Consider the following 12398-nt stretch of genomic DNA (forward strand, 5'->3'; position numbering starts at 1 on the left):
GACACACACATTCAGCGACGGAAGGCAGCACCCCATGCACAACGAACGCCACGTCCTGCGCGTCGGCATCGCGGGCCCGGTGGGATCGGGCAAGACGGCGCTGATCGAGGCCCTGGTGCCGATCCTCACCAGCCGCGGGCACCGGCCCGCCGTCGTCACCAACGACATCTACACCCAGGAGGACGCCCAGCACGTCCGGCGGACCCTGGAAGGCGTGCTCGACCCCGAGCGGGTGGTGGGCGTGGAGACCGGAGCGTGCCCCCACACGGCGGTGCGCGACGACCCGACGATGAACCTGGCGGCGGGCGCGGAACTGCTGGACCGTTTCCCCGACGTGGACACGCTGCTCTTCGAGTCCGGCGGCGACAACCTCACCCTCACCTTCAGCCCGGTCCTGGTCGACCTCTTCCTGTTCGTGCTGGACACCGCCGAGGGCGAGAAGATGCCCCGCAAGCGCGGTCCCGGCATCACCGAGTCGGACCTGCTGGTCATCAACAAGATCGACATCGCCCAGTACGTGCGGTGCGACCTGTCGGTGATGGAGGCCGACGCGCACCGGGTACGCGACGGCGCGCCGGTCATCCTCACCAACTGCCTGAGCGGGCAGGGTCTTGAGGAGATCGCCACCTTCCTGGAGACGTACCGCAAGGTCGCCGCCGTATGAGCCTCACCGGCGCCGCTCGTGCCCGGGCGCCGCGGCAAGCGCCGTCGCCGGCCGTACGGGTGGCCGAACCGGAGGGCCCCGAGCACCCGGTGCGTACCAAGGGCTCCGACGACCGGGCCGTCGCGCCGTCGCGCCCCGCCCGGCTGGACCCGGCGCACTACGAGCCCGCGCGCGTCCCCCGGGAGGTCCGCCGGCACGCGGCCGTGCCCGACACCCTGCCGGTCGGTCACGCGGGCAAGGTCGGGCTGCTGGAGCTGACCTTCGAGCGCCGCGCCGAACGGACGGAACTGACCGGCCACTTCCAGAAGACCCCGCTCCAGATCATGCGGCCGCTCTACTACGACCCGGCCAGGCCCGACCTGCCCATCACACAGGTGATGTCGACCGGCGGCGGCATCCTGCAAGGCGACCGGCTCCGTATCGACGTCACCTGCGGACCGGGCGCGGCCACCCACCTCACCACGCAGACGGCCACCAGGGTCCACCGCATGGAGTTCGACTACGCGACCCAGCAGGTCGCCGTCGACGCCGGAGCCGACTCCTACGTCGAGTACCTGCCGGACCCGACGATCCCCTACGGCGGGGCCCGTTACTACCAGCGCACCACCGTCACCGCCGACGCCACCGCGACCGTCCTGGCCGCCGAGACGCTCTACGCGGGCCGCCTGGCGCGCGACGAGCGCCACGCCTACGAGGTCTTCGCCTCCGACGTCGAGATCCGGCGCCCCGACGGCGCGCTCCTCGCCGTGGACGCCATGCGGCTCGAACCGGGCGCTGCCCCGGTGACCGGCCTGGCCGTCCTCGGCGGCCACGACATCGTGTCCACCTTCTACGTCGTCACCGCGCGCGCACCGGCCGCGGCCGTCGCCGACACCCTGCACGAGGCCCTCGCCGACAGCCCGGCGCTCTTCGGCGTGAGCGTGCTGCCCGGCGACAGCGGGGCCTGGCTGCGGCTGCTCACCGACGACCCGCGGACCGCCGCGAGCGCGCTGCGTCTCGCGTGGGACGCCGTACGCAGGCTGCTGATCGGCGTACCCGCGCCCGCGATGCGCAAGCCCTGACCCCCGCACGCCCCGCCGACGACGACAACGGCGCCGACCTCGACCGATCGCCGTACGTTCACAGGAGTTCCCCTTGCTCATGGCCGCCACCGCCAACACGGGCGACACCGCCTGGCTCCTGGCGAGCACCGCGATGGTGCTGCTGATGACACCCGGCCTGGCCTTCTTCTACGGCGGCATGGTCCGCACCCAGCACGTGCTGGTGATGCTCAAGATGAGCTTCGTCTGCCTGGCCCTGGTGACCGTGCTGTGGCTGGCGGTCGGCTACACCCTCGCCTTCGGCCCCGACCTCGGCGCGGGCCTGCTCGGCAACCTCGACCACGCCTTCCTGCGCGGCGTCACCATGACCGACCTGCACGGCAGCGTCCCCACGCTGCTGTTCTCCTGCTTCCAGATGTCGTTCGCCATCATCACCGTCGCGCTGATCAGCGGTTCCATCGCGGGCCGCGCCACCATGCGCGGCTGGCTGGTCTTCGTGGCCGCCTGGACCCTGCTGGTCTACGTACCGCTGGCGCACTGGGTGTTCGCCCCCGACGGCTGGGTGTCCGCGCATCTGAAGGCGCTGGACTTCGCGGGCGGTCTCGTCGTCGAACTCAACTCCGGCGCGGCGGGCCTGGCCGCGGCCATCGTGCTGCGCAAGCGCAAGGACTTCGAGCGCCAGCCGGTGCGCCCGCACAATCTGCCGCTGGTCGTGATCGGCCTGGCCCTGCTGTGGTTCGGCTGGTTCGGCTTCAACGCGGGATCCGCGCTGCACGTGGCGGGCGCCGCGCCCACCGCCTTCCTCAACACCCAACTCGCCGCCTGCGCGGCCATGATCGGCTGGCCGCTGATCGAGAAGTGGCGGCTGGGCAGCGTGGACATGCTCGGCGTCACCTCCGCGGCCGTCGCGGGCATGGTCGCCATCACGCCGTCCTGCGGTGAGGTGTCGCCGCTGGGCGCGGTGTGCATCGGCTTCGCCGCGGGTGTGGTGTGCGCCTTCGCCATCAACCTCAAGTTCAAGATCGGCGTGGACGACACCCTGGACGTGGTCGGCGTGCACGGCTGGGGCGGCATCGTCGGCACGGTGTCCATCGGCCTGTTCGCCACCTCGGCGATGAGCGGGCGCGAGGGCCTGTTCTACGGCGGCGGTCTCGATCTGCTCTGGCGCCAGATCGTCGCCGTGCTGGCCTGCGGCTCGTTCTCCTTCGTCGTCACCTGGCTCATCGCCCAGGCCGTCAACCGCACGGTCGGCTTCCGTACCGAGGCGGAGTACGAGGACGTGCCGGGCCGGGACGAGGAGATCGCGTACGACAACGCGACGCTGGACGAGGTCAGGGCCCGGCTGGACGAGCCGCGCCACCCGGCGCGGGTGGGCGCCCCGGCGGCCCCGGACGACGACATGGCCCGCGTCAACAAGATCCTCGACGTCCTGGAACGACGCGAGCGCGACCGATGACCGCGCCCGCGTACCCCTCCGCAGCCGTACTCGTACCCGAATCAGCGGCCACGCCCGGCCGTCCGTGTGAGGACCTGTCATGAACCAGCACTTCGACTCCGGCAACACCGCGTGGCTGATGATGGCCACGGCCATGGTCCTGCTGATGGCCCCGGGACTCGCCTTCTTCTACGGCGGCATGGTCAGGACCAGTCAGATCATCGCCATGCTCAAGATGTGCTTCGCCTGCGTCGCCGTCGTCACGCTGATCTGGTGGGCGGTCGGCTACTCGCTCGCCTTCGGCCCCGACGCCGAGGGGCTGGGCATGATCGGCACCCTCGACCACGCCTTCCTGCGCGGCATCTCCCTCAACAGCGCGACCGGTGACGTGCCCACCGTGATCCACTCCGTCTTCCACATGAGCTTCGCCATCGTCACCGTGGCCCTGATCAGCGGATCGGTGGCCGGGCGCGCCACGATGCGCGGCTGGACGGCCTTCGTCTGCGCCTGGACGCTGCTGGTGTACGTGCCCATGGCGCACTGGGTGTTCGACAGCGACGGCTGGGTCGCCAAGGAGGTCGGCGCCGTCGACTTCTCCGGCGGCACCGTGGTCGAACTCAGCTCGGGCGCCGCGGGTCTCGCCCTGGCCATCGTCGCGGGCAAGCGCGAGGACTTCGAGCGCCAGCCGATCCGTCCGCACAATCTGCCGCTGGTCGTGATCGGCCTGGCCCTGATGTGGTTCGGCTGGTTCGGCTTCAACGCCGGTTCCTATCTGAACGGGCCCGCCAGCACCACCATGGCGTTCGTGAACACCCAGTTCGCGGCGGGCGCGGCCATGATCGGCTGGGCCGCGACCAGCTACTGGCACAACCGGCGCGTCACCCTGCTCGACATCTCCATGGGCGCGGTCACCGGCCTGGTGTCCATGACGCCGCTGGCCGCCGGGGTCAGCCCGGTATGGGCCACCGTCATCGGCTTCCTCGCCGGGCTGACCTGCGCCTTCGCGGTGAGCTGGAAGTACCGGCTCGGCGTGGACGACACCCTGGACGTCGTCGGCATCCACGGCTGGGGCGGCCTGTTCGGCATGCTGATGGCCGGCCTGGCCGCGACCGGCGCGGTCACCGGCAAGAAGGGCCTGTTCTACGGCGGCTCGTGGGGGCTGCTAGGCGACCAGCTCGTCGCCGTCCTCGTCCTGGGACTGTTCTCCTTCACCATGACTGCCGTCATCGGCAAGGTCGTCGACAAGACCGTCGGGCTGCGCCAGCCCGGCGGCATCGTGGAGCACGAGCAGGCGTACGACACGGACGTCGCCAGCCAACTCCAGGACGTCACCGACACGTTGCGCGGTCCCGCCGCCCCGACGGACGACAACGACCCCAGTCATCTCATCGCCCAACTGCGCACTCTGCTCGCCTCCCACGAGCGGAACTGACCTTCGTACGGACCGCCGCGCGGGGGGCCGGACCCGAGGCATCGCATTGGATGCGTCACAAACGTGGCGGTCGCCCGCAAACGGACGGGTCCGGGCCCGCCATGACGGCGGACCCGGACCCGGAGGACCGTGTGCGGCTCAGCCCGCGCGGACGATGTTCTCCGCCTGCGGACCCTTCTGGCCCTGGGTGACGTCGAAGGTGACGGGCTCGCCTTCGGTCAGCTCCCGGTATCCGTTGCCCTGGATGTTGGAGTAGTGGGCGAAGACATCGGGGCCTCCGCCTTCCTGGGCGATGAACCCGAAGCCCTTCTCGGAGTTGAACCACTTCACCGTGCCGTTGGCCATGCGTGTGAGTCCTCTGCGTCTGTGGTCTGCACCGGTCGCGGAACCTGGTGGATCCGCGGCCTGTGGACGCCCGCCTACGGGCACCCGCAGCCGTACGTACCCCATCGCGGCGCGCCGCATGCACGCCGATCGCGCGGATGACCGCGGAGGGCGAACATGCGCCGCGCCGCGGCCGGAAACCGGCCCTCGACCGACCCGTCATCCGGAGCAACACTGACCCGTCCGGGGGTGGGCGGTCGCACCGGCCGGGCACGCTCGTGGGATGCTGGGTCGGGATCCGATCTTGACGAGGGAACGCGGCGGCACGATGAGAACGGCACGGAGGATCCGCCACAGGGTCTGGGACCGCTACTCGGCCTCCGACCCCGGCCTGCTGCGGCTGATGGCGGGACTGCGGACGGTCGGCTCGATCGGTCTCGCGCTGCTGATCCTGTCCCTGCTGCACATCTCCGTGACCCATATGGTCGCGGGCGCCATGGCCGCCATGGTCTCCACCTTCGCCATCCGCGAGAAGCGGGTACGCGACCAGGCCGTCACCCTCGCCCTCGGGCTGCCCACCGCCTTCGCCTCGGTGTCGCTCGGCGCACTGCTCAACCCGCACATCGTCATCGGCGACCTCGCCTTCATCCTGCTGATCTTCGGCGCCGCCTACGCCCGCCGCTTCGGCGAACGCGGCACCGCGCTCGGCATGATCGGCTTCCAGATCTACTTCCTCTCCCTGTTCGTCCACGCCACCGGCGCCGGCCTGCCGTCGCTCTACCTCTCGCTGGCCGTCGCCTTCGCGTGCAGCGCCGTCATGCGCTTCGCGCTCGTCCCCGAGACCCCGGAACGCACCCTGGGGCGGCTGCGCCAGGCGTTCCGCGCCAGAACCGCCCAGCTCGTCGCCACCCAGATCGACCTCCTCGAAGCCGACTCCGACCGGCTGGAGAGCGTCATCGGCGACCTGCGCAAGGACGTCGCCCGGCTGCACGAGGCCGCCCTGATGATCCAGAGCGCGCTGGAGGTGGGCACCGAGGACGAGGCCACCGCCGCCCTGCTGCAACGCCGGGTCGCGGACGCCGAGATCGCCGTCGAACGCCTCGGCCTGCTGCTGCTCACCGCCCGCAGCGCCGAACGCGCCGACACCCTGACGCTCCACCTGCCGAACGCGCCGCTGCCCGCACCCGCGCGCCGCACCGACGACGAGGACGACGCGCTGCGCAAGTTGCGCGCCGAGCTGCGGGCGCTGCACCTGCTGGTGACCCGGCTCGGCACCGACGACCCCGGCACCGCCGTCACCCAGGTGCGCAACCGCCTGCTGGCCTACCGCGACGACGAGAATCTGCCGCGCGCCTCGCTCGCCGTCCAGGACGCCTTCCGCGGCATCGGCGAGGCCGCGCGCGCCGTCCTCGGCCTGCGGCTGGCGCTCGACGGGCCGGGCGACGAGTCCGACGACACACCCGAGACGATCCGCTCCCGCGAGGAGTTCGAGGCCGAGGACCTGGCGCTGGCGGGGGAGGGCGAGAGCGAGCAGGACCGTACCGGCCTCAAGCGCCGCACGACCCGCGCCGCCGTCCAGGTCTCCGCGGGGTCCGCGCTGGCCATCCTCGGCGGCGAGTTCCTGTCCACGCAGCGCTGGTACTGGGCGGTCCTGACCTGCTGGGTGGTCTTCCTCAACACCTCCTCGACCGGCGAGATCCTGGTCAAGGGCTACCGGCGGCTGATCGGCACGGTGTGCGGCGTGGTGGCCGGTGTGCTGCTCGCCGGGGCCGTCGGCAACCACACCTGGACGGCGTTCACCCTCGTCCTGGTGCTGATCTTCGCGATGTTCTTCACCGCCCCGGTGTCGTACGCGCTGATGTCGTTCTTCGTCACCGCGATGCTCGGCCTGCTCTACAGCCTGCTGCACACGTACAGCGTCTCGGTGCTCGTACTGCGCATCGAGGAGACCGCGCTCGGCGCCGCCTGCGGGGTCATCGCGGCCGTGCTGATCTTCCCGGTCCACACCGATCTGCGCACCGACGAGCAACTGGTCACCGTCCTGGCCAAGCTCCGCGACGTGGCCACCGCCGCCGTCGCCCAGCTCAGCGGCGGCCCGGCCGTCGACCTGCTGGACCTGGCCCGCGAACTGGACACCGCGCTGGACGACCTGCGCCGCTCCACCCACCCGCTGACCCACCCGATCACCCCGCTGCGGGGCCGCAGGCGCACCGCCCGCTATCTGGTCGCCCTGCTGGAGACCTGCGCCTACCACGCGCGCTCGCTCGCGGCGACCGCCGAACTGGTCCCGTACAGCAAGAGCATCGCCGCCGACCCCCGGCTGACGGCCGTCGGCGTACGCCTGGAGCACAACCTCGACGTGCTCATCGCCCATGTGGAGGAGATCAAGGACGACAAGGGCGGGAAGGGCAGGGCCAAGGACGGTACGACGGCAGCGGACGGGACGGCGCAGGGCGCGATCCGGACCGAGCCCAGCATCGCCTCCATGCTGGAGGGCTCCGGCTCCGCCGTACCGCGCTCGGGCTCCGTCACCTTCCGCGTGCTGCGCCACCTCCAGCGGCTGGACGAGGGCGTGGCGGGCCTGGCCCGGCCGCTCGGCGTCACGGTCGAGACGCCGGCCGGCAGGACCGGCAGCCGCCGGGCGGCCTGAATCGGTCGCGCGTGAGCCTTGGCAGCCAGGGCCCGGTGGTACGGGGCTCGCGCTCCCGCACCACCGGGCCTCGGCGCCGCCGCGGTCAGTTCAGGGCGAACTTCTGCGCGGCCGTGCCGTTGCAGTCGTGGATCCGAAGGCGGGCGCCGTTGGCCGTGGCGCCGTCCGGGGAGTCCAGGCAGCGCCCGGACCGCGGATTGAGCAGCGATCCGTCGGACCGCTGGACCCACACCTGGCCGCCCACCGCGGTGTCGCAGTCGTACAGCTCCACCAACGAGTCCTGCGCGGTGCCGTTGCCCGCGATGTCCAGGCAGCGGCCGAGCGTGGTGAGCCGGTTCGTGGACGTGTGCACCCAGTGCTGGTCGCGGGCGTAGGACTGGCAGTCCCACAACTGCGCCGCGGACAGATTGCCGCCGATGTCGTCGCCCGTGATGTCCAGGCACTTCGCGCCGGGCCCGGCGATCATCGATCCGCCGTTGACGGTGAAGACCTGGGCGGCCGTGCCGTTGCAGTCGTGGATCTGGAGGCGGGTGCCGTTCGCGGTCGCGCCGTCGGTGGCGTCCAGGCAGCGGCCGGACTGCGGGTTGAACAGCGAGCCGTCGGCCCGCTGCACCCACTTCTGCCCGCCGACCCCGTTGCAGTCCCAGAGTTCGACCTGCGTGTTGTTCGCGGTGCCGTTGCCGTTGATGTCCAGGCAGCGGCCCAGCGTCCGCAGCGAACTGTCGGGCTCGTGCACCCAGTGCTGATCTGCGGCGCCGCTCTGGCAGTCCCAGAGCTGGACGGCGGCGCCCTTGCTCGCGACGTCGTCCCCGGTCACGTCCACGCACTTCCCGCCGGGCGCGGCGACCGTCGCGGGAGCGACCCCGGCCGTGTCGCCCGCGTAGCCGGCCGCCACGACGTTCGCCTGTACGGCGTTGTCCGCCGCGTCGGTGGGATAGCCGGAGGTCATGACGCCCTCGAAGAACGACCCGACCGCGCGGTTGCTGTTGTCGCCGCCGGTGCCGAGCACGATGGAGCCCTCCTGCCTCATCGGCGCGTAGCCCGGTGGCAGCGCGCCGTTCCACCAGGTCGTGAGCCCGCCGGACTGCGAATTCCCGCCCTTGAGAGCGAAGGACGTCTGGCCGTTGTTCTTCAGCACGGCCGTGACGAAGGGGCTCGCATTGCCGCCGTTGACGCTGTGGGCGTTGGTGTCCGCCTGGAAGATGCCGTTCTCCAGGTCGGCCTGCACCCACGGACCGTCGCCGGAACAGGGGCTGCACGCGCGGGCCAACGACATGTTGAGCGCGTCCATGTGACCGGCGCCCGTGTCGTTCGGGACCGCCTCGACATTGCCGAAGTCGAAGCAGCAGTCGCGGTTGACATGGGTGCCGCTGGTCACCATGTACATCCCCTCGGCCTGCCCGTTGACGGCGACACCCGAGCCGACGGCATGGCGGTACCCGACGCCCGGCGGCACGTAGACGCCGTAGACGGAGTGCCCCGCCACCGTGACGTGCAGCGCGTTCGCCAGGGCGCCGACATCGGCGGCCCCGGCGGTGCCCGAACCCTCGATGGTCAGGTCGTTGTGGCGCGGCGACTGGTCGTAGATCTTGGTGATGACGCACACCGCGCCGTTGCAGAAGGCGTTCTGCGCACCGGCGTTCGCGTAGCCGCCGGTCCCGGTCGGCCCGATGTCGAGGGCGGCGTTGTCCCGCACGCGGGTGACCTGGTACAGGCCGCCGTTGTACGAGCCGTACAGCGCCCTGACCGTACTGAAGGCGCCCACGCAGGGGGTGCCCGCGTTGCCGTAGATGTCGCACGGCTGGTTCGCGGCGGCGTGCGCGGGACCGGTGACGCCGACCAGCAGGCCGAGGGTCAGGGTCAAGGTCGCGCCCAGGGCGAGCAGGACGCCGCGTAAGCGCCTCAACAGGTGGCGTGCGGATGGTCGGTGGTCGCGAGCGGTCGTCGTCGAAGCGGTCATCGTCGACCTTTCTCCGTGGGGGGATGGCACGGAACACGGTGAGAGATGCGAACTGCTCATACGATTCAGCGACTTCGAAGCTAGAGGCGTCTCGTAGTGCCCGTCAACCCTCGGAACCTGCGGTCATAAGGCCGGACAATCTTGTCCCGAAGGCTTGACGAGCGGTTCGGCGTGACTTAGCGTCCGAGGCGCTGAATCGTTAGAGCAACCCTTGGCGCACCACATCCGGCCGGTATCTTCCCGACGGTGGTTGCCTGCTTCAGGCGGTGGCTTCTTGCTGAGAGGGGTGCCATATGGCGTCGGCGGACAAGCGCGCCACCGTCACGCTCAAGGACGTGGCGACGGCGGTCGGGATCTCGCAGAGCGCCGCCTCGATGGCGCTGTCGAACCATCCGCGGATCAGCGAGACGACCAAGGAGGCGGTACGGGCCGCCTCGGCCAAGCTCGGCTACGTCCCGAACTCCGCGGGGCGGGCGCTGCGGGCGGGCCGTTCGACCTCCATCGCGGTCGTCGTGCCCAACACCGGCCAGCACGTCTTCGGCCACCCCTACTTCATGCACCTGCTGGTGGGGGTGACCGCGGAGGCCAACACCCGCGACGCCGCGCTCATGGTGTCGACCAACCCCGACGAGACCCACGGCGTCGCGGCGTACGAGCGGGTGCTGCGCTCGCAGGCCGCGTCAGGGGCGATCGTCGCCTCGGCCTCGATCAGCGACCCCAACGTCAACCGCATGGTGGACTCCGCGCTGCCGGTGGTCCTCATCGGGCGGTTCGTCCACCTGCCGCACGCGGTGAGCGTCGGGGTGGACGAGATCGCGGGCGCCGCGGCCATCACCCGCCACCTGGTGGAGGACCACGGGCTGACCCGTATCGCCCACATCAGCGGACCGCTCAACCACCAGACCGCGGTGGACCGTTACGAGGGCTTCCGCACCGCGCTCGCCGATTCGGGACGGCCCTGCACCCACACCCTGGCCGTCGGCGACTTCAGCGAGGAGTCCGGCAGGCTCGCCGCACGGCAGGTGCTGGACAGCATGTCCGACGTCCAGGCGATCTTCGCCGCCAACGACGAGATGGCCTACGGCGCGATGCTGGAGATCCGCTCCCGCGGGCTGCGCATACCGCAGGACATCGCGCTCGCCGGATACGACGACTTCGGCGTCTCCCGGCTCACCACGCCGGGGATCACCACCGTCCACGTCCCCGCCGAATCGCTCGGCCAGAAGGCCGCGGCCATCCTCTTCGACCTGGTGGACGGGACCGCACCCGACCCGGTCCACACCGTGCTGCCGTTCGACCTCGTGATCCGGGAGTCCTGCGGAAGCCACCCCGGCTGAGCGACCGCCCCGCCCAGCCACCGGCCACGGCCGAAGGCCAACGCCGTACCCAACACCCCCGCCCGGACGGGCGGTTCACGCCCAGGACCGGCGGTACGTGGCCGGTGACGGGTGGTCCACACCCGCACGCGGCTGACGCACGCCCGCGGACGGGTGATTGACGCCCGGAGACGGGCGGTGCGCGCCCCCGGACGGGCGGTGCGCAGAAGGAGACATCCACATCGACCCTCCGACCCCGCAGCGACGGGGCACCGAACGGAATGGAACGATCGGTATGTACGTCAGATTCGGGAGAACGGCCGCGGCACTCGCCGCCGCCACCACGGTCTCACTCCTCCTCGTCGGCTGCGGCGACAACGGCGCGGGCGGCGGTACCTCCGGCGGCGTGGTCAAGCTGACCATGCTCACCGGCTTCACCGGCCCCGACGCCCCCTCGTACCAGGCGCTGATCAAGGAGTTCAACGCCGGCCACCCCAAGATCCAGGTCACGATGACGGCCGAACCCTGGGCCACCATCGGTCAGAAGCTGCCCGCCTCCTGGGCCACCGGCCAGGGCCCCGACCTGGCGACCCCCAGCTCCGACCCGGGCGCGATCTTCACCTACATCAAGACCAACTCGGTGCTGCCGCTCGACCCCGCGGTCGGCGCCGGCACCGGACAGATCGACTCCGCCGCCTTCCCCGCCGCCGTGAAGTCCGCCTTCACCGTCGACGGCAAGCTCTACGCGGTACCCGCCAACATGGCCACGCTCGTGCTCTATTACAACAAGGCGATGTTCGCCGCCGCGGGCATCAGCCGGCCGCCCGCCACCGAGGACGAGTTCATCGCCGACGCCAAGAAGCTCACCAAGGGATCGGGCGGCAAGCCCAGCCAGTACGGCCTCTCGCTCGCCGACAACAACACGATCCAGATGTGGCCGATCCTCCAGTGGATGAGCGGCGGCGACATCGTCGGCCCCGACAACTGCGCCGTCGTCAACAGCCCCGCCAGCGTCCAGGCGCTGACCCGCTGGAGCCGCCTGGTCAGCCAGGACCACATCAGCCCGGTCGGCCAGGCGGGCGCGGACGCCGACACGCTGTTCTCCGCCAAGAAGGCCGCGATGGAGATCAACGGCCCGTGGGCCGCCGCGGGCTTCACGTCCGCGGGCGTCGACCTCGGCATCGCCCAGGTCCCGGTCGGCTCCGCGGGCCCGGTGACACTGGCCTCGACGGTCCCGCTGATGATCGCCCGCACCTCCAAGCACCAGGCCGAGGCCAAGGAATTCCTCGCCTGGTATACCGGCAAGGCAGCCCAGACGCGGTTCTCGAAGGTCTCCGGCTTCCCGCCCGCCCGCACCGACCTCGGCGGCGCCGTCAACGGCGATCCCACCGTCGCGCAGTTCGCCGCCGCGCTGCCGCACGCCAAGCTCTACCTCGCGGGCCAGCAGAACTCGACCCGCATCGACAGCGACGTCTACGTCCCGCTGATCCAGAAGATCGAACGCGGCGCCGACGTCCAGTCCGCCGCCGACTCGGCCGCCAAGGCGATCAATTCGCTCAGCGGCTGCAAGAAGTAGC

Annotated in this window: 9 protein-coding genes; 7 read left to right on the forward strand and 2 right to left on the reverse strand. The window is 71.0% G+C overall.

The features are described from left to right. Positions 1-34 precede the first annotated feature (34 nt). The 4 genes from ureG to ACIO6U_RS19850 all read left to right on the forward strand — a co-directional run bounded on the left by ureG (position 35) and on the right by ACIO6U_RS19850 (position 4571). A complete protein-coding gene (gene ureG / locus ACIO6U_RS19835; protein ID WP_355349715.1) occupies positions 35-664 on the forward strand; it encodes an urease accessory protein UreG in 630 nt (209 codons plus the stop codon). Next, a complete protein-coding gene (locus ACIO6U_RS19840; RefSeq protein ID WP_401720721.1) occupies positions 661-1725 on the forward strand; it encodes an urease accessory protein UreD in 1065 nt (354 codons plus the stop codon). The genes ureG and ACIO6U_RS19840 overlap by 4 nt, the downstream gene beginning before the upstream one ends. A gap of 79 nt (positions 1726-1804) precedes the next feature. After that, positions 1805-3160 (forward strand): ammonium transporter, encoded by a 1356-nt coding sequence (locus ACIO6U_RS19845; protein WP_391164221.1) that lies wholly within the window; start codon positions 1805-1807, stop codon positions 3158-3160. A gap of 79 nt (positions 3161-3239) precedes the next feature. Next, positions 3240-4571 (forward strand): ammonium transporter, encoded by a 1332-nt coding sequence (locus ACIO6U_RS19850; protein ID WP_401314455.1) that lies wholly within the window; start codon positions 3240-3242, stop codon positions 4569-4571. A gap of 138 nt (positions 4572-4709) precedes the next feature. Here ACIO6U_RS19850 and ACIO6U_RS19855 read toward each other — a convergent pair whose 3' ends face one another. Continuing rightward, entirely contained in the window at positions 4710-4916 is a 207-nt protein-coding gene (locus ACIO6U_RS19855; protein ID WP_188280047.1) for a cold-shock protein, read from the reverse strand. A gap of 307 nt (positions 4917-5223) precedes the next feature. Between ACIO6U_RS19855 and ACIO6U_RS19860 the strand changes: the two genes are divergently transcribed. Continuing rightward, positions 5224-7545, forward strand: a complete 2322-nt coding sequence (locus ACIO6U_RS19860; protein ID WP_401720725.1) for an FUSC family protein — start codon at positions 5224-5226, stop codon at positions 7543-7545. A gap of 85 nt (positions 7546-7630) precedes the next feature. Here the strand turns inward: ACIO6U_RS19860 and ACIO6U_RS19865 are convergent, their stop codons facing one another. Then, positions 7631-9505, reverse strand: coding sequence for an arabinofuranosidase catalytic domain-containing protein (locus ACIO6U_RS19865; protein WP_401720728.1), 1875 nt, complete (start codon positions 9503-9505; stop codon positions 7631-7633). A gap of 293 nt (positions 9506-9798) precedes the next feature. Here ACIO6U_RS19865 and ACIO6U_RS19870 point away from each other — a divergent pair, with 293 nt between their 5' ends. Both ACIO6U_RS19870 and ACIO6U_RS19875 read left to right on the forward strand, forming a co-directional pair. Continuing rightward, positions 9799-10842 carry a LacI family DNA-binding transcriptional regulator gene (locus ACIO6U_RS19870; protein ID WP_355349695.1) on the forward strand — a complete coding sequence of 348 codons (1044 nt, stop codon included), beginning with the start codon at positions 9799-9801 and terminating at the stop codon, positions 10840-10842. 274 nt (positions 10843-11116) lie between these two features. Continuing rightward, positions 11117-12397, forward strand: coding sequence for an ABC transporter substrate-binding protein (locus ACIO6U_RS19875; protein ID WP_401720731.1), 1281 nt, complete (start codon positions 11117-11119; stop codon positions 12395-12397). Position 12398: the final 1 nt, after the last annotated feature.

Source organism: Streptomyces sp. NPDC087422, assembly GCF_044744145.1.
GTDB lineage: Bacteria > Actinomycetota > Actinomycetes > Streptomycetales > Streptomycetaceae > Actinacidiphila.